Below are 16,281 nucleotides of genomic sequence, written 5' to 3'. Positions count from 1 at the left end.
GGGTCGGGGTGGGTCCTGGGAACGGATACCTGGGTGGGCTTTGCTCGTGACCCGTTGCCCACATCCCATACACTGTGATTTATTGATTCACCGATAGAGGTAGAGCGGGTGGTTCAATCCACCGGTGGGGAGAGTCGAGTGTCCGTCGAGTCGGCCAGTGCGGTCAGTGCCCAGGGCTTCGCGCGCGAGAGCCGGGCCGTTCTCGACCGCATCACCGGATCGGAGGCGGTCCAGGAGTCGGTGACCCGCGCCGCCGGGCTGATCGCGGACTGCATCCGCGCGGACGGCGTGATCCAGGCCTTCGGTACGGGACACTCCCAGGCCCTCGTCCTGGAACTGGCCGGCCGCGCCGGCGGCCTCGTCCCGACCAACCGCCTGAGCATGGCCGACCTCGTCCTCTACGGCGGCGACGCCCCCAGCGCCCTCGACGACCCGCTGCTGGAACGGAAGCCGGGCATCGCCGAGCGGCTGTACGAACTCGCCGAGCCGCACCCCGCCGACCTGTTCGTGATCATCTCCAACTCGGGCGTCAACAACGTCATCGTCGAGATGGCCCTGCACGCCAAGGAGCGCGGCCACCGGATCCTCGCGATCACCTCCCTCACCCACACCCGCACGGTCCCGGCGGCCCACACCAGCGGCAGGAAGCTGGCCGACATCGCGGACGTGGTCCTCGACAACGAGGCCCCCACGGGTGACGCGTTGCTGGAACTGCCGGGCGGAGGCGCGGTGTGCGCCCTGTCCACGCTGACCGGCGTGATGCTGGTGCAGATGGCGGTCGCGGAGACGGCGGCGGTACTGATCGAGGCGGGGGAGCGCCCGCCGGTATACGTGTCGGCGAACGTGCCGGGGGGCTTCGAGGGAAACCTGGAGCTGGAACGGCACTACGGGGGGCGCATTCGGCGTCCGGCGAGCTGAGCGGACGGTTTATAGGGGGAGGAGGGCGGTGGGGCGGCGACTGTCCGCCGGACTCCGGACTCCGGCCGGTGTGGCCGAGCCCGCTCTCGCCCGCCGTTGTGTACACATGGCACATCCGGTACTTTTGGGCGTATGACGCAGATGCCCATAGAGTCCATCCGTGACGTCCGCGCACACCTTGCCGAGGTCGTCGAGCGGGCCGAGCGCGATGACCAGCCCACCGTGATCACACGAAGAGGGAAAGAAGTGGCGGCCGTCGTCTCGATCGACGTCCTGCGCAAGTACCAGCAGTGGGAAGAGCGCGAGATCAACCGGATCATCGACGAGCGGATGGCCAGCCGTTCTGCCGGCGTCCCCATCGAGGACATCATGAGGGAGACCCTGGCGCGCAGTGAATGAGCACAGCGTGAGTGAGTACCGGACGGTCTTCCGGCCCGAGGCGCAGGCCGAGCTTCGGAAAGTCCCCCGTGACACGGCGCTGCGCATCCTGGCCAAGCTGACGGAGCTGGAGAGCGATCCGCTCGGATTCAGCACCACGGCGCTTGCGTCCCAGCCCGATCGCCGTCGCCTCCGGGTCGGCGACTACCGCGTCATCTACACCATCGACAACGGCGAACTGGTGGTGTGGGTCGTGCAGGTCGGACATCGCTCCACGGTTTACGAGACGTGAGGTGCGGGTGAGTCATTCTTCCGAGTTCGTCATGGTGGGCGGCTAGAAGGGCCGCAGGTGCTCCTCGAAGTCCACGTGCAGCCACTCGCGACCGGCGGTACGGGCGTGCTGCGCGGCGGTGGCGATGAGGGTGGCGCTGATCCCCTGGGCTCAACTTCGCTTCTCCGAAAAGCAGTTGCTGAGCAGGTGACGCTCATGGACGATCGCGCCCCGTGACGACAAACGCGGATCAACCTCAACGCGACCTCCCCCCTGCTCCCCTCGCCGCCCGCCCGCTCGCCCTGGTCACCGGGGTGGGCCGCACCGTCGGGATCGGCGCCGGGATCGCCCGTCGGCTGGCGGCGTCGGGCTGGGACATCGCCTTCACCTACTGGACCCCCTACGACACCCGTATGTCCTGGGGCGTCGAGCCCGGTGCGACCGAGGCGATCACCCGGTCCCTGGCCGAGCGGGGCGCCGCGAGCACGGCGATCGAGGCGGACCTCGCCGACCCGGACACCCCGGCACGTGTCTTCGACGAGGCCGAACGCCGGATGGGCGTCGGCGGCGGGACGGGTACCGGCGTCGGTGTCTCCGCGCTGGTGATGTGCCACTGCGAGTCGGTCGACTCGGGCCTGCTGGACACGACCCTGGAGAGCTTCGACCGCCACTTCGCCGTGAACGCGCGCGCGACCTGGCTGCTGATCCGGGAGTTCGGACTCCGCTTCACGGCAGCCCCGGGAACCGGCCGCATCATCAGCCTCACCAGCGACCACACGGTGGGCAACCTGCCGTACGGGGCGAGCAAGGGAGCGCTGGACCGCATCACGTTGGCGGCGGCCCACGAACTCTCCCACCTCGGGGTGACGGCGAACGTCATCAACCCGGGCCCTGTGGACACCGGTTGGATGTCCGAGGAGGCCAGGGAGAACATGGTTCGCCACACACCCCTGGGCCGCCTGGGCACTCCCCAGGACACGGCCCACCTCGTCGACTTCCTTTGCTCGGAGGAGGGGCAGTGGATCAACGGACAGCTGCTGAAGAGCAACGGGGGCCTTGCGTAAGGGGTTTGCCCGTTCGGCCGACGCCTGCCGTCTGCCGCCCGCACACCCCCGGCGGGGACATCCCCCACCTCAAGTCGCGACCACTCCCCACAGAGGACCAGCCTTTGACTCCGTACTCGCTCGCGTTCTACATGGACGTCGTCACCACCGGCACCGTGCTCGGCGTGAGCCCCGCGGATTCTCCCGAGCGCGTGGTCGAGGTCCTGGGGCCGGGCTTCACCGAGGACATCCGCAACGACCACAACCTGTGCCTTGGTGGCGGCTTGGTCGAGTTCTTCTGGAACCGTGCTTCCGTCGACGACCCCTGGTCGGGCTACCACCTCACCCTGCAGGTGCGCCGACTCGCGTACCGGAACCGCACCCACGTCCCCGACGTGCTGCGCACCCGGTACGGGCGGTTCACTCCCAGGCTTCGGTTCGAAAAGCTGCGGCGTCTACTGGCGCGGCGTGGCGTGACCCTGGTGGAGATCCCGGAAATCGTGTCGTCCGGTCCGTATTTCCGTACGTTCTGGCAGCCCGAGTCCCTTGTGGCCGTCACCGTCATAGGCACCTACGGCGAGTACGAGACGCCGGAGAACCTGCGGGTCGGCGACGTGTACAGCATCCACGGCCCGATCACCGCCAAGGATGTCGAGCGGCGGAGGGCAAGGCCGGGCGGCGCATGGCCGGACGGGGTCGTCGCGTAGACCCGAGTCGGCTACAGGGGGAGCGGGGAGAGCAGGGAGATCAGTCCTGCGTCTGTCGGCCGGAATCCGCAGGCCTCGAAGTAGAAGGGCCGCAGGTGCTCCTCGAAGTCCACGTGCAGCCACTCGCACCCGGCGGTACGGGCGTGCCGCGCGGCGGTGGCGATGAGGGAGGCGCCGATCCCCTGGGACCGGCAGCGCTGAGCCACGACCGTGTCCAGGACGAAGGCGTGAGCTCCGCCGTCCCAGGCGACGTTGACGAATCCGACGAGGGAGTCACCGTCCCAGGCGCAGACCCAGCCGAGGCTGTGACGTTCCAGCCGTCCGCGCCAGTCGATGACCGCCGGCCGACCGCCGAAGCCCTCGGCGTGCAGCGCGTCGAGGGAGGCGTTGTCGAAGTCGGCGCGCCATTCGTAGGTCGTCGTCACGCGGTCTCGCCTTCATGATTCCTTTGAGCAGCAACTACAGGGCGAAAAGGCCACATTCAGGTCGCTCTTCTATCTCCCTGTTCGGCCTCCTCTATTCAACTGCGACTTCTCCGGTTGCGGGGTTGGCGCATACGGTGACGTCCGATTCCTCGCCCGCCGCCAGGCCCGTCTCGCAGAGTTGGCCACCTTTCTCGCGCAGGTCGAGAGAGAAACGGGTGGCCTTGCCTTCCTGCTTGAGGCCGTGGATGCGTTCGTCGATGTAGCCGAGGCTGTTCAGGGTCTTACGGACCTTGGCGGGAGTGGGATCCGAGACTGCCTGCAGCGCCTGGATGATGCGCTGTTCATGCTGCACGCTCGCGCACCAATCGCGGTCGTTCAACTCCGTCTCAGGCCCTGTCGGGGCGCCGGGCTCGATCGGGTCGGTCGGAGGAGTCTCCCCCGGGGCGAGACTCCGCGCTGCCGGAACGCTGGTCGGTTGCAGGCCAGTTGGGGCGGAAGCGGCCTCGTCGGTCGAAGGACACGGCTGCGCGACCTCGTCGAGCATCGCCGTGAACGCCGCCTGCCCGGGGGCCGAGGGTGTGGCACTCACCTGGGCGCCGACGACCCTGCCCGGCTCCCCCTGCGACCCACTGGCACCTACCGGCTTCACGCTTCCGCAGCCGGTAAGCGCCAGGGCGGTGAGGGCGGCGGTTGTGATGGCGCGTCGGGGGCGGGTAAATACCCTGATGGGGGCCGGACTTCGAGTCATGCACGCATTCTTGGTCCGACATCTCCGCCTCGCATGAGTACGGGTGCTCATATGCGTTGTGAGCAGTAGACAGGGGGTTGAGTCGAGCCGTTCGCTCGGATCGGGCCCTGATCAGAGCCCGGTGTCAGAGCCTCCCGATAGCGTGCCAGGAATCAGATCCGACTCCTCTTCGGGAGAACTACCGTGGACATCCTGCTCATCGCCGGCTTGTGGCTCGACGGATCCGCCTGGGACGACGTCGTGCCCGAACTCACCGCGCTCGGCCACCATCCCGTGCCGCTCACTCTCCCGGGCCAGGGCGACAACGGCGCCTCGGCGACGCTTGACGACCAGTTGAAGGCAGTGCTTGCCGCGGTTGACGCGGTGCCCGGAAAGCCGCTGGTGGTAGGGCACTCCGCAGCATCGACCCTGGCCTGGCTGGCCGCCGACGCGCGACCGGAGAAGGTGGCCAAGGTCGCTCTGGTCGGCGGCTTCCCCGCCGCTGACGGGCAGGCCTACGCCGACTACTTCGCGATGGAGGACGGCGCCATGCCTTTCCCGGGCTGGGCTCCGTTCGAGGGCGCGGACGCCGCCGACCTGGACCAACAGGCCCGCGACCGCTTCGCGTCCGCCGCGGTTGCTGTCCCCGAGGCGGTCGCCAGGGGAGTCGTACGCCTGACCGACGAGCGCCGCTTCGACGTCCCCGTTGTGGTCGTCTGCCCCGAGTTCACCCCCGCTCAGGCCGAGGAGTTGGTCACCGCCGGTGACATTCCTGAACTCGCCCGCGCTACCCACCTTGAGTACGTGGACCTCGACTCGGGCCACTGGCCGATGGCCACCCGCCCCCGCGAACTCGCCCGCGTCCTGGCGGAGGCCGCCAACTCCTAGCGGTGCCGGGCCTTTCGGGAAAATCCCGCCGCCTTGTCTGGGCCCTCGGCGTGAAGCTGGTCTTCGCCCGGTGCGGCACCGAGCACAGCTCCGGACGTGCTGTTGCGTGGTTGAGCGCATTGCCCACCCGCACCATTCCGCTATGCCTGGCTAGACGAGGAAACCGGCGCCGACGTGGTGCTGTGGACCGCCGCCGACGACACCGCACGGGTCATCCGGGCCGCGCCGGACATCGAAGAGCCGGCCCACGAGGTGAGCGTGGCGGTCTGGAATCTCGAACCGGACGACGAGGAATCGCCGGATACGAAGCCGTGGAAACACCTGTAGAGGTTCCGGGTTTCCGTGGAGAGGGAACCGCCCGTGCTCCAGCGGAGTGCTCGGCGTCGAGTTCGCGCAGCTTCTCCGGCGCCGCACCCCGCCCATCTTCCGTCACAGCCCGGGAACTCACGGCCACGTCCGGTCGAGGCCGTTTGTCCGTACGGCGTAAGCGGCGGGACCACCCTTCTCCACGGCTCGGTGGATCGCGTTGCGATGCGAGTCGAGCCGTTCCACCATCTCCAAGGTGCGGAGTTGCTGGTTGTCGAGGTAGAAGAGGACGGCGGATCGTTCGAGGACGGGCCGGATCTCCAGGTCCCGAGTCCTGATACGGCCGTCTTTCGACAGCGGAATCCATGACCTGTCGAGTCCGTACGAGATCCACTGCTCGTCGGGGATGTCCTGCGCGTCCGCCGGGAAGACATCGACGATGCGGTGCACTGCCCAGCCGCGGTCTCTCAACTCCTCCGCGACTCGGCGTCCCAGATTCCGGTCGAGGAAGAACTCAGGCGGCAAGGCGCACCACTGCGTGGCAGAGCTCGTCCACCTGCTCGGGCGTCATGTCGTACTCGTAGGCGATGTCCTCGACGCTCTCACCGGCCTCCCAGAGGTCGGTAACGGCCTTGACCGTGACGCGGTTGGCGGCGATGACCGGCAGCCCGTGGCCGAATCGGGGGTCGATCACGACGGGTGTCGACTTCCCGTACTGCTTCAGTCGCAGACTCGTCGGGTAGTCGTCTTCCCCTTCCCAGGTCAGGTAACGGAGATAGCCGGCCACCACCTCGTGAATGGGGGCCTGACCGTCCCGGGCCCGCCTTAGATCCCCGAAGCCGTGTTCGACGAAGATATCCACGCCGTCCGTCGCGATTCGCTTCGAGACCAGACCGTAGGGCGTGTCGAACGCCTGCCGTACGGCTACTGCGGCCTCTCGGATCTCGCTCATCCGCAACCCGAGTGAGCGCAGGGAACGCAGTACATGGGCTTCCGCCACGGCGATGAACGGGACCGAGGGCTGCCCGTTACGGACCGGCTCGACGCGGTGGACGAGTGGTGCGCCCGCTGCCGTTCCCTTGAGCCAGCTGGTGAGTGTGGACAGCGGGACTTCCAGATGGGAGGCCGTCTCCGTGGGTGTCAGGAGCCCGTCGCTGAACCGGTCGACCATGACCATCCTCCCTTCGATCAGAGATCTCGCATGTTTGCATACCCAGTCCGCGTGGGTTGCGCCACGACCGCGCAAGTCCGTCATTTTCCGGGCTCTGACGTTGATTCGATGGCCCATCAAGCCGCCGTCTCCATCAAGGCCCCCCTGCACTCGCGGCAGCGGGAGGGGCCCGTCGTCCGGAACGCCCGTTCGCAGCCGTCGCAGGTCTGCCAGGGGAGGGTGAGGGGCTGGGGAGTGCCAGGCGTCGGGGCCCTCGTGGGCGTCGGGAGTGGCGCTTCACGCAGGCGGAACGCCAGTACGCGGGCCGGGCGGGCCCGGAAGTGGTCGGGGAGGTCGGTGGTCAGGGCCCCGGTGATCTCCTCGGGCCGGAGACCTCGCCCGAGCCATTCGGCGACCGCCGGGGCCAACTCGGCGACCTCGCTGCGGGACAGGATCAACCTGCGGTCGACGATACGGAGCGAGGCGAGGATGACGACGGCCTGGGGGTCGGCTTCGTCGAGGCCGAGCGGGGGAGGGGGTGCGGCGGCAACAGGGGTGTGGGGGAGGGGAGTTGCTGCCGCCTGCGCTACCTGCGCTACCTGCGCTACCTGCGCTACCTGCGCCACCTGCGCCACCTGCGTCTCCGGTGCGGCAGCTTCAGTAGTGGGCGCTGATGCCCGCCGGGCGTTCTCGACGGGCTCGGACCTCCTCGGCCGGGTGGGCTGCGGCGGAGGAGAGGTCGGCCGGTCGGAGGCGGCGCGTGGTACGTCGTAGAAGAAGGTCTGCGTACGGACCTGGCCGTCGGCTCCGCGCACTCGGCGCCGTTCCAGATAGCCCGCCGCCTCCAACTCCCGTAGCGCGCGCGAGATCAGGATCTCGCCCTCGGCGAAGTGGGCGCAGAGGGCGGCGATGCTGATGCGGGCGCCGTCGGGCACGGAGAGGATGTAGGCCGCGACGCCGATGGTGACCGCGCTGCCGCGTCGCTGGGCGAGGGCGTTGGAGATCACGGTGAAGGCGCCGGTGAGGCGGGTGCGTACGTGGATCACACCGGAGGTGTGTGCTGCCGTCGTTGTACCGGTGTTGACGCGGGAGGGCGCGTTAGACTGCGTTTCAGCCATGGGGAAGTCGTTCTCTTCCTGAACGGTCAGGCCCTCGTACAGGATTGCAGTCCTGGCGGGGGCCGTCGTTTTTGTGGGTTGTTTCCGGGAACGTAACTCTCCGCAGCCACTCACCGCAACCGAGTCACTCCTGAGAGTGAATGAATCATGTTTCGCCGGGGTCCGCAGGGGACAACGGGCGGGAGGAGGGAGGCGGTTGGTTCTTTACCCAAGTTCTTTAAGGGGGTTGGGTCGTGGCCAACCGCATCCCGGCGCACGAGTACCCGGCGCGACCTCAGTAGCGGTGGTTGGGCCAGTACGGGTCCTCCCAGCGGGCGGGACCGGTGAGACCCATCAGCCGTACCCGGTGCAGGAGTTCCACGGTCGCCGCGTCCTGGGAACGCAGCCGTGCGGGGACATGGCGGACCAACCAGGCCGCGAGTTCGGTGCGCATCTCGTCCGCGTTGTCGTCCTCCCACCACCAATTTTTCCAGGGAAGCTCGTCTCCCAGCAGCCCGTACTCCCACTGAGTAGCCGCTTCCGCCAAGTGCCGGTCGGCCACCGGGTGATCGAGTGCCTCCCATACCGTGAGCCACGGGCCGATGACGCCGGACGCCTCGGCGCACACAGCCAGCAGCTCGTACACGGGGGCGACGGGATCCGGGTCGGTGAGACTGTGCGCCCACCAGGCGTGCAGGAACTCCCACACCACCGCACTCTGGCGCACGGGCCACCGGTGCCAGTCGCCCATGCCGAACGAACGCCCCACCTCTTCCATGAGGTAAGGCTCCACGAGGCCGCCTACCAGCGCTCTGGCGAACTGGGGCAGGACGCGGCGCAGCACCGCGCCGTGGTCCTTCCAGTCGAAGGCATGCCAGGTGCGGTAGAGCAGATCCGGGTCGAGTTCCACGTCCGGGACCTTCAGCAGCGCGAGTTCTTCCTCGCTGCCCCAGTGACAGTCGCACTGGACCTCGTCGGCGCGGGCGGTCGCACCGCGAAAGGTGACGGCCAGGTTGTCCAGGGCACGGTCGAGCCGGAGTTGGGTGAGAGTGACATCCGGCGTGGGAGTGTCGTCGAGGTTCGTCGTTGCCGGGTTCATCGTTTTCGGCACACCCTCAGGGGACTCCAGGTGGCTTCCGCCAGCCGAAGATTGCGATCCTAGTCGCTGCCTACCGTTCCTAGAGACTGAGCGGGAGTGAGTCCTGTTGCCAGGTCTCGTGCTCGGCCGAACGCCCCGGACGGTGTTGGGCGTTCTGGTTGCCCGCGTTCGCTCCGCGTCAGGGCGGCACGGATCGTGTCCGTGGTCCGGGGATGCGGGGGCGGGTTCCCTCACGCCCAGGGGCAACCGGTCTGGCCTGGACGGTCCGATGCCCATGCTCATCACTCCGGTGAGCATGGGGCGGTGTCGTCCGTCGCCGGATCGGGTGTCCCTGGGCGCGCCTTCCGATCGCCACGGCAGCAGCGTCATGGCGAGTCGTCTAACGGGTGGTGCTGGTGAGCGGTTTCTGCCAGTGCTGCGCGCCCCACTTCGAGGTGTAGGCCGGATCGACAGCGATGACCGTGATACCGGTGGCGTCGGCCATCGAAGACAAGCGGGCGCGGAGTTTGCCGGTGGGCATGCCGGAGATCAGTCGGCGGAAGCCTTTCCTGCGGCCGTGTTTCTCCCGGGTCTTCTCCGTGGCAAAGTCCAGATCCTCGACGGCGATCGCCTTCACGCCGCAGGTTCGGGCCCAGTGCAGGAGGCGGGTCAGGGCGTGGCGGACCTGCGCGTCACGATGCTCGGCGGTGCCGGAAAGGTCGTAGATGAAGCGGCGTGGGGCGCCGGTCGGGTTGCCGTCGGTGTCCAGGCGCCAGGCGGCCAGGTGATCGGCGTTCATGTCGACACCGATCACGCCGTGGGCGAGGGCTGCCTCGATGGGGATGGTGGGGGTTGGTGCGATCTGCCAGGACGCGGTCACATACCAGCGCTCCCGGCCCGTGTCGTAGTGGATGCGGTAGGCGATGGCCCGGTTGGCCACGACACGATCCGCCCACTCCCCGCCCCGGTGCGCGAATGTCACCTTGCAGGCCAGGACATACCGGCCGTGCGGGCCATTCGCCAAGTACCCCAGCGGTGCGGGGAGTTTGATGCTGACCTCGCCGTGGGGGCTGACGCGGATCGTCTCGTTGCCGTAGCGCTTGCCGGACTCCCCGTCGGCCTGGCAGAACCAGCGCTCCGCCTCCCACCGCCCACGCCACGCGGACTCCGTGAGCTGCGCGGCCTCCAGGTTGTGCCGGGTGCGTGCCAGCCGTTTGCCGCCCCGCACGACGTGCACGATCCCCGCCTCACGGTCCGCCCGCCCGGCGGCCAGCCGGTCCTCCAGTACCCGCAGCCGCCGTGACTTCGCATGCCATTCCCGCGCGGACCGGTAGCCCCCGGGCACCTTCTTCGTCCCTTTCTGCCCGACCGGCAGTGCCAGCCGGGCCTCGATGATTCGGATGCCGGCTTCCAGGTTGTGGAGGTGCGCCAGCCGGCAGCGGCTGGCCAGTGCCCACTGGCCGTGTGTGGCCTTGGCGATCGACCCCGCCCAGCGCGACGACGAGGCGGGTGTCAGCTCCCGCTTCCGCACCGCCCACGTATTGCCGGAGTGCTCCAGGCCGTCCCGGCAGCGTGCCTTGAGGTCCTTCGAGGCCAGCGAACCCAGATGCGCGCCGACCAGCCGCAGCACCTTCTCATCGCCGGGCGTCAGTTGCTTGAGGCGGGTCCGGACGGCCACACCGCTGGGACCGGACGCGACGAAGGGCGCCGCGATCGGGCGTAGCTCAGCCATGTTCGGCTGCCTGAAGCGCTTTATGGGCACGGTTCTTCGCCGACCTGCGCCCGTACAAGCGGGCGCAGAACGAGGTCAGCACCTCCACCATGTCCCGGACCAGGTCGTCTTCGACCTCACGGCCATCCAGCACGACGAGGCGGCGCCCGGACGCTTCCAAAGCCGCCTCGACCAGCTCTGTATTCATCCGGCCAAGCCGGTCCCGGTGCTCCACCACGACCGTGGTCACCTCGGGATCGGCCAGCAGACGCCGGGCCTTTGCACGCGCCCCGTTCATCCCCGAACCAGTCTCGGCCTCAACCCTCACGACACGGTGGCCGGCCCCAGCCGCCCACGCGGACAGCCGGGCGACCTGGCGTTCCAGATCCGCCTTCTGATCCCGGGAAGAGACCCGGGCATACAGCCCCACCCCGCCGACAACCTCAGGCGCCGCGGCGGCCTCGACGTTCACCAGAATCACCCGCGGGCCGACCCGCTGCGCGGGTACCGGCAAAGTGCCCTCGCGAAACCAGCGATACGCGGTCTGCGGATGCACACCCTGCAACCTCGCCCACTCCGTCAGCTTCACACCCGCACAACGATGCTCACCCAATCGAAGTTTCGCTCACGCAAACAACCTTGAAGGCGAACAGTTGACTACCCCCAGCCCGCCAGCGAGATAAGCGGCCCGCCGTCGAGATACCGACGCAAGGCGCCCGCGCTGGAACGCACGAACTCCCCCGGGGCCTGCGGGAGTTCGGCGACGTCGAACCAGCGGACCTGGGCGTGCTTGTCGGGTTCGCGGTTCTCGGGCTCGCCGGTCCAGTCGTGGGTCGCGAACACGACGGTGAGGAAACCGTTCGGCGCCTGCACACCCTGCGAACCGTGGACGATGTGCACGGCTTCCAGTGCCTCCGGCCGCACCGTGAGCCCGGTCTCCTCGTACAACTCACGTACGGCTGTATCGGTGATGGGCTCGCCCGGTTCGCTCTTGCCGAGCGGGAGATCCCACATGCCCTGCCCGAACTTGGCGCGCGGGCCACGCTGGAGGAGGACGACACGGTCGGCGGCCTTGTCGTGGACGATCACGGCGGCTACCAGCACGGTCATGGAGCCGAAGGCGGGCGCGAGGGTTGCGCGGTGGTCTGTCATGGTGGCCCGGACCCTATGCGGTGGCACTGACATAGGCTGCTCTGACGTACTCTGACCTGGCCTTTTCCGTGTACGGCCGCCGTCGTCGGTGACCCACGCCCGTACGCTACAGGGCGGCCGTGAGCGTCCGGCGGTGGTCCACCAGCCAGGTCTGTATGCGGTCCCAGCGTTCCCATCCACCGCGCTCGGCCAGCGCCTGGAGACAGACGGGGTCTCCGTCGGCCACGCGGCGGGCGACGAAGGCCCGGCAGACCTCCGTGGCCTGCTCGATGACGCCCGGCAACTCGGCGCGGTCCCCCGCCGAGAGGCCGTAGCTGTCGGCGAGAACCCGCAGCCGTGCGGCCGCGTCCAGCCCGGGGGGATGGAGAGCGGCCGCGGACTCTGGATCAAGCATGGGCACCCAATAGCGGGCGGTCATGGCGATGTCCCAGAGGGCACGGCCCGGGGCCGCCCAGTCGAAGTCGATCAGTGCCGCGGCACGACCGTCGCGAAAGACGACGTTCTCCGGGCACACGTCGTTGTGGCACAACATCGTTCCCCCCTCCGGGTCGGCGAGGTCCGGGGGCCACTCGGCACGGGTGTCGATCCCGACGGCTGCGCTGGTCTCGTGCAGACGCCGCAGCAGGCGTCCCACCGATTCGAGGGCGGAACTCGTCATCGCCCGGTCCGGGAACGGCGGCAGAGCCACCTCACCGGGGATGAAAGTCAGCTGCTCACGGCCATCCGCGGTGAGACCGACAGGGGTCGGCGCCGCGTCGAAGCCGTGCTCCTTAAGGGCAAGGAGATAGGCATGCAGGGCGCGTGCGTTGCGCGGTGCCGGTCGCTCCACCGACTCCCCTCGGCGGAAGACCGCCCCCGCGTTCGCCATGCCGCCGACCAGCGCCTCGCCTTCAGCCGTCATGAGGATCACGCTATCGCCGGACCGACCCCGCGCGGGCCGGACCGCACACGACGCGGATCAGCGGCAGCATGGATCAGTGGCAGCGTGGATCAGTGCAAGACGGAACGCGCGACGCGGAATCCCACGTCGTCGACCTCGAAAGTCGGGTGGCTGCGGCGCCGCGCGGAGGCCCGGCAACTCCAGTGCTCATCGAACCAGCCGCCGCCACGGAGCACCCGGTAGGCGCCATAGACCTCGGCGTCGTAGACGTCCCAGCACCAGTCCCAGACGTTGCCGAGCATGTCGTGAAGCCCCCACGAGTTGGGGCGTCTGCCGCCCACCTCGTGGATGCGCTCGTGCGAGTTTCCGCGGTACCAGCCGATCTCGTCGAGCTCCCCGTAGCGCGGTCCGGTCGTCCCGGCACGGCAGGCGTGCTCCCACTCGGCTTCGGTCGGCAGTCGGTACCCGTCGGCGGACGCGTCCCACTCGATTTCTTCGGCCTCGGCACGGAAGTGGTACGCGGGCGTGAGGCCGGCGCACTGGGACAGGGCGTTGCAGAACCGCGCCGCGTCCCACCATGAGACGCACTCGACGGGCAACCGGTCCCCGGGGGTGGCGCTCGGCCGCCGGCCTGTGATCTCTGCGTACAACGCCTGGGTGACCGGGGACGCCGCGAGCTGGTAGGGGGCGAGTTCGACCGACCAACTGCGCTGTGTCCGCCGGTCCGACAGCGTCACCTGCCCCGGCGGGATGGCGACCATCTCGTTCCCCGTCATCAGGTCCATGATCAGGAGACTTTAACGAGACCTGTCAGTGCGAAACGACAGAGCCCCCAAGGAGAGCGCCGTCTGGCCGGTCGGGCCGACCCCCGCCCCTCCGTGCGCGGCGTGCCAGCGGCCGTTCCACGAGTGCGTACGACGCCAGAGCCGCCGCGACCGTCGCCACCATGCCCATCGGCAGCAACTGGTCGTCCGGTACGCCCAGGTCGGAGAGGAGGCGGATGGCGGGGTAGTGCCACAGGTACATCCCGTAGCTGAGGTTGCGGCCGACCCAGGCCAGGGCGCCGATCGAGAGGAGGCGGGAGGGCCAGGACCCAGGGAGCAGGTCCAGGGTCGCCACCACCGTGGCCGTCAGGACCGCGGCGAAACTGAAGCCGACCGTGTACCAGACGGGGTTCCACGCGCTCGCCTCGGCGATCGGGATCTGCCAGGCGACCAGGCCCAGCAGCGCGAGCGCGGGCCAGCACAGGTGGCCCGACCAGCGGCGGAGCAGCTCCAGGCGGGGGTCGTCGGCTCGTAGGCGGGCCAGGACGACGGCCAGGAGGGCGCCGATCAGGAGCTGGTCGGCGCGGGTGTCGGGGCCGTTGTAGATGCGGTGCGCCGCCGAGGGGTCCCAGAGGGCGAGGCGCCAGAGCAGCGGCACGACGCACAGGGCCCCGACCCAGGCCAGTACCTTCCGGGCCGTGGTACGCCGTAGAAGCAGGAGGAACAGGAGCGGCCAGGCCAGGTAGAACTGCTCCTCCACCCCCAGGGACCAGGTGTGGCTGAGGGGCGAGGTGAGGTCCGAGTACGGACCGGCCTCACCCGCCCGTACGAGGTTGACGACCGACACCGCCGCCAGCACCGCCGCCGTCCACGCCCCGTCGAACAGCGGCAGCGGCAACGCCAGGGAGAGAAGCGCGGTGACCGCGCACATCGTCAGCATGGCCGGGCCCAGCCGCACCCACCGGCGCTTGTAGAACGACCGCAGGCCGATGCCGCCCGTGCGGGCGTACTCGGCGATCAGCAGCCGGGTGATGACGAAACCGCTGAGCGTGAAGAAGACGTCCACGCCGACCGAGCCGCCGGGTACCAGATCCGGCTTCACGTGGTAGACGATCACCAGTACGACAGCGACCGTCCGCAGTCCGTCCAGCCCTGCCACCCGCCCGCCACCGCGCAGGGCCGACGGAAAACCCCGCCCGCCACCGGATCTGGGCCGCGCGTCCGTCGTCGGCGCGCCGCCCAGGATCCGCGGGCTCTCCTCCGCGACCTCGACTGTCGCGCCTGCCGAGGGCGTCGCGTCTACGGCGTCTGCCGTGCTCCGGTTGGTGGGGGTGCTCATAACGACCGCGCCTGCCCCGCATCGGCGGAGTCACACAAGGTGTAACGGTTCCCACAGGTTCAGCAGGGCTTTCCGGACGCGGCGCCTCCACCCGGACTCACCCCGTCGTCTCTCCCCGTCCGCTCAACCCTGGGGGTCTCGCGCCGGTCTACTCTGACGCCGCGGACAGCGGAAAGCAGACAGCGGTCGTGCGTGTGAGCGGAGACGAAAACAGGATGAACAGCCGTACGGGAGCCCCTCGCAGAGTCGGCGGCAGCCGCAACAGGCAGCCGGGGCGACGCGGCACGCGGATACACCGGACGCGTACGACCGTACGCACCACCGGTGTCCCCCTGAACACGCCGGTCAGCGCCGACAACCGCGGCGCCGCGCCCCTCCTCTCGGGCACCGCCCGGCGCATCGCCGCCGTGAGCGCGCTGTTGCTGCTGCTCAGCGGCGTGATCACGGTGGGCGTGTGGTTCTGCATCACGTTCCAGACCGTCGTCACGCCCGTGCTGCTCGCGCTGCTTCTCTCGGCCCTGCTCGGCCCGTTCTACCGGCGGCTGGTCAGGATGAAGTTCAACAAGTCCCTCGCCGCCGGGCTGACCTGCGCCGCCGTGATCCTCGTCATGGGCGGGGCCGCGTACATCGTGGTCAACGCTCTGATCGACACCGGTGACCAGATCGTCACCTCCGTGCAGCACGCGGCGAAGGACCTCAGCGAGCGCTTCGACGTGGTCGGCAACTCCCTGGACGAGCTGGCCACCAACGCCAAGGAACTCTTCTCCAAGTTCGGCGGCACCGCCGTATCCGGTGTGCTGAGCGGCGTCAGTCTGCTCACCGAGATGATCGCCACCGCGACGCTCGCGATCCTGCTCCTCTTCTTCTTCCTCCGCGACTCCGACCGGGCCGTCGCCTCGCTGCACTCGCTGGCGCCCCGCGGCTCCGGCGCGACCCTGGAGGTCATGGCCCGCCGCGCCTTCCAGGCGATCGAGGGCTTCATGCTGGGTACGACGATCGTCGCGTTCATCGACGCCGTGTGCATCACCGTCGGTCTGCTGATCCTCCAGGTGCCGGGCGCCGTCGGCCTCGGGGCGCTGGTGTTCATAGGGGCGTACATCCCGTACCTGGGCGCGTTCCTCTCGGGCGCGGTGGCGGTCCTGGTCTCGTTCGCGGACGGCGGGCTCACCACCGCGCTGTGGGTCCTCGGCGTGGTCGCCCTCGTCCAGCTTCTGGAGGGCAACGTGTTCCAGCCGATGATCCAGAGCCGTACGCTCCAGATGCACCCGGCGGTGATCCTGGTCGCCCTCACCGCCGGCGCCTCCCTCGCCGGCATCCTCGGCATGCTCCTCTCCGTACCGCTGACGGCGGCGGCCTTCGGCGTGCTCTCGGAACTCCGGGGGCGGTACGAGGAGGGGGCGGACCGGAGTACGGAGACGGCGAGCTGACCGGACGACTTCGTGAGGGA

General features: G+C 69.0%; 19 protein-coding genes and 2 pseudogenes. 8 read left to right on the top strand and 13 right to left on the bottom strand.

Features of this window, described 5'->3' with window-relative positions; genetic code table 11:
• Positions 1–138 precede the first annotated feature (138 nt).
• The 3 genes from STRTUCAR8_RS43330 to STRTUCAR8_RS43320 all read left to right on the top strand — a co-directional run bounded on the left by STRTUCAR8_RS43330 (position 139) and on the right by STRTUCAR8_RS43320 (position 1,588).
• On the top strand, positions 139–918 hold the full coding sequence (locus STRTUCAR8_RS43330; RefSeq protein ID WP_006382825.1) for a sugar isomerase domain-containing protein: 780 nt from the start codon (positions 139–141) through the stop codon (positions 916–918).
• 132 nt (positions 919–1,050) lie between these two features.
• Entirely contained in the window at positions 1,051–1,317 is a 267-nt protein-coding gene (locus STRTUCAR8_RS43325; protein WP_006382811.1) for a type II toxin-antitoxin system Phd/YefM family antitoxin, read from the top strand.
• A 7-nt stretch (positions 1,318–1,324) separates the two neighbouring features.
• A complete protein-coding gene (locus tag STRTUCAR8_RS43320) occupies positions 1,325–1,588 on the top strand; it encodes a type II toxin-antitoxin system RelE family toxin (protein ID WP_006382794.1) in 264 nt (87 codons plus the stop codon).
• A gap of 42 nt (positions 1,589–1,630) precedes the next feature.
• Here the strand turns inward: STRTUCAR8_RS43320 and STRTUCAR8_RS54920 are convergent.
• Positions 1,631–1,732 (bottom strand): annotated as a pseudogene (locus STRTUCAR8_RS54920) (GNAT family N-acetyltransferase); the annotation flags it as partial.
• A 68-nt stretch (positions 1,733–1,800) separates the two neighbouring features.
• On the opposite strand from STRTUCAR8_RS54920, the gene STRTUCAR8_RS43315 reads away from it, so the two are divergent.
• Positions 1,801–2,631: an SDR family oxidoreductase gene (locus STRTUCAR8_RS43315; RefSeq protein WP_006382848.1), complete on the top strand. Its 831-nt coding sequence runs from the start codon at positions 1,801–1,803 to the stop codon at positions 2,629–2,631.
• 104 nt (positions 2,632–2,735) lie between these two features.
• The gene (locus STRTUCAR8_RS43310) at positions 2,736–3,317 is read left to right on the top strand and encodes a hypothetical protein (RefSeq protein WP_006382793.1); all 582 of its coding nucleotides are present in this window, start codon (positions 2,736–2,738) and stop codon (positions 3,315–3,317) included.
• Between the two features lie 11 nt (positions 3,318–3,328).
• On the opposite strand, the gene STRTUCAR8_RS43305 is transcribed toward STRTUCAR8_RS43310, so the two are convergent.
• Complete coding sequence (locus tag STRTUCAR8_RS43305) at positions 3,329–3,742, bottom strand: GNAT family N-acetyltransferase (RefSeq protein WP_006382831.1); 414 nt, start codon at positions 3,740–3,742, stop codon at positions 3,329–3,331.
• Between the two features lie 91 nt (positions 3,743–3,833).
• The gene (locus STRTUCAR8_RS54915; RefSeq protein ID WP_006382823.1) at positions 3,834–4,094 is read right to left on the bottom strand and encodes a hypothetical protein; all 261 of its coding nucleotides are present in this window, start codon (positions 4,092–4,094) and stop codon (positions 3,834–3,836) included.
• A 579-nt stretch (positions 4,095–4,673) separates the two neighbouring features.
• Here STRTUCAR8_RS54915 and STRTUCAR8_RS43295 point away from each other — a divergent pair.
• Together STRTUCAR8_RS43295 and STRTUCAR8_RS53025 are read left to right on the top strand one after the other, a co-directional pair.
• Complete coding sequence (locus tag STRTUCAR8_RS43295; RefSeq protein ID WP_006382847.1) at positions 4,674–5,357, top strand: alpha/beta fold hydrolase; 684 nt, start codon at positions 4,674–4,676, stop codon at positions 5,355–5,357.
• 174 nt (positions 5,358–5,531) lie between these two features.
• Entirely contained in the window at positions 5,532–5,684 is a 153-nt protein-coding gene (locus tag STRTUCAR8_RS53025) for a hypothetical protein (protein WP_158697499.1), read from the top strand.
• Between the two features lie 117 nt (positions 5,685–5,801).
• Here STRTUCAR8_RS53025 and STRTUCAR8_RS43290 read toward each other — a convergent pair whose 3' ends face one another.
• From STRTUCAR8_RS43290 to STRTUCAR8_RS43245, 10 genes and pseudogenes are all read right to left on the bottom strand, one after another.
• Complete coding sequence (locus STRTUCAR8_RS43290; protein ID WP_044473892.1) at positions 5,802–6,188, bottom strand: PIN-like domain-containing protein; 387 nt, start codon at positions 6,186–6,188, stop codon at positions 5,802–5,804.
• Complete coding sequence (locus STRTUCAR8_RS43285) at positions 6,178–6,834, bottom strand: DUF433 domain-containing protein (protein WP_006382815.1); 657 nt, start codon at positions 6,832–6,834, stop codon at positions 6,178–6,180. The genes STRTUCAR8_RS43290 and STRTUCAR8_RS43285 overlap by 11 nt, the downstream gene beginning before the upstream one ends.
• A 116-nt stretch (positions 6,835–6,950) precedes the next feature.
• Positions 6,951–7,931, bottom strand: coding sequence for a hypothetical protein (locus STRTUCAR8_RS43280; protein ID WP_063139058.1), 981 nt, complete (start codon positions 7,929–7,931; stop codon positions 6,951–6,953).
• A 274-nt stretch (positions 7,932–8,205) separates the two neighbouring features.
• Complete coding sequence (locus tag STRTUCAR8_RS43275; RefSeq protein WP_006382816.1) at positions 8,206–9,009, bottom strand: hypothetical protein; 804 nt, start codon at positions 9,007–9,009, stop codon at positions 8,206–8,208.
• Between the two features lie 79 nt (positions 9,010–9,088).
• Positions 9,089–10,720, bottom strand: a pseudogene (locus tag STRTUCAR8_RS43270) (nuclease/transposase family protein).
• Positions 10,713–11,288 (bottom strand): IS607 family transposase, encoded by a 576-nt coding sequence (locus STRTUCAR8_RS43265; protein ID WP_044473891.1) that lies wholly within the window; start codon positions 11,286–11,288, stop codon positions 10,713–10,715. The pseudogene STRTUCAR8_RS43270 and the gene STRTUCAR8_RS43265 overlap by 8 nt, the downstream one beginning before the upstream one ends.
• A 68-nt stretch (positions 11,289–11,356) precedes the next feature.
• Positions 11,357–11,851 (bottom strand): NUDIX domain-containing protein, encoded by a 495-nt coding sequence (locus STRTUCAR8_RS43260; protein WP_006382824.1) that lies wholly within the window; start codon positions 11,849–11,851, stop codon positions 11,357–11,359.
• 106 nt (positions 11,852–11,957) lie between these two features.
• On the bottom strand, positions 11,958–12,752 hold the full coding sequence (locus STRTUCAR8_RS43255; RefSeq protein WP_044473890.1) for a phosphotransferase: 795 nt from the start codon (positions 12,750–12,752) through the stop codon (positions 11,958–11,960).
• Between the two features lie 89 nt (positions 12,753–12,841).
• Positions 12,842–13,516 carry a formylglycine-generating enzyme family protein gene (locus tag STRTUCAR8_RS43250; RefSeq protein ID WP_006382805.1) on the bottom strand — a complete coding sequence of 225 codons (675 nt, stop codon included), beginning with the start codon at positions 13,514–13,516 and terminating at the stop codon, positions 12,842–12,844.
• A 25-nt stretch (positions 13,517–13,541) separates the two neighbouring features.
• A complete protein-coding gene (locus tag STRTUCAR8_RS43245; protein ID WP_006382853.1) occupies positions 13,542–14,834 on the bottom strand; it encodes an acyltransferase family protein in 1,293 nt (430 codons plus the stop codon).
• A 215-nt stretch (positions 14,835–15,049) separates the two neighbouring features.
• Between STRTUCAR8_RS43245 and STRTUCAR8_RS43240 the strand changes: the two genes are divergently transcribed.
• Positions 15,050–16,261 (top strand): AI-2E family transporter, encoded by a 1,212-nt coding sequence (locus STRTUCAR8_RS43240; protein WP_006382803.1) that lies wholly within the window; start codon positions 15,050–15,052, stop codon positions 16,259–16,261.
• The last annotated feature ends 20 nt before the right edge of the window (positions 16,262–16,281 follow it).

This window comes from Streptomyces turgidiscabies Car8, assembly GCF_000331005.1.
GTDB lineage: Bacteria > Actinomycetota > Actinomycetes > Streptomycetales > Streptomycetaceae > Streptomyces > Streptomyces turgidiscabies.
Note: the sequence above shows the minus strand (reverse complement) of the source record. Positions and strands in the feature narration are given on the sequence as shown.

Excerpts from the sequence above, each read along its gene's own strand:
- STRTUCAR8_RS43325 (WP_006382811.1), top strand. The coding sequence starts at position 1,051 with ATGACGCAGATGCCCATAGAGTCCATCCGTGACGTCCGCGCACACCTT.
- STRTUCAR8_RS43285 (WP_006382815.1), bottom strand. The coding sequence starts at position 6,834 with ATGGTCGACCGGTTCAGCGACGGGCTCCTGACACCCACGGAGACGGCC.
- STRTUCAR8_RS43280 (WP_063139058.1), bottom strand. The coding sequence starts at position 7,931 with ATGGCTGAAACGCAGTCTAACGCGCCCTCCCGCGTCAACACCGGTACA.
- STRTUCAR8_RS43275 (WP_006382816.1), bottom strand. The coding sequence starts at position 9,009 with ATGAACCCGGCAACGACGAACCTCGACGACACTCCCACGCCGGATGTC.
- STRTUCAR8_RS43260 (WP_006382824.1), bottom strand. The coding sequence starts at position 11,851 with ATGACAGACCACCGCGCAACCCTCGCGCCCGCCTTCGGCTCCATGACC.
- STRTUCAR8_RS43255 (WP_044473890.1), bottom strand. The coding sequence starts at position 12,752 with ATGACGGCTGAAGGCGAGGCGCTGGTCGGCGGCATGGCGAACGCGGGG.
- STRTUCAR8_RS43250 (WP_006382805.1), bottom strand. The coding sequence starts at position 13,516 with ATGGACCTGATGACGGGGAACGAGATGGTCGCCATCCCGCCGGGGCAG.
- STRTUCAR8_RS43245 (WP_006382853.1), bottom strand. The coding sequence starts at position 14,834 with ATGAGCACCCCCACCAACCGGAGCACGGCAGACGCCGTAGACGCGACG.
- STRTUCAR8_RS43240 (WP_006382803.1), top strand. The coding sequence starts at position 15,050 with ATGAACAGCCGTACGGGAGCCCCTCGCAGAGTCGGCGGCAGCCGCAAC.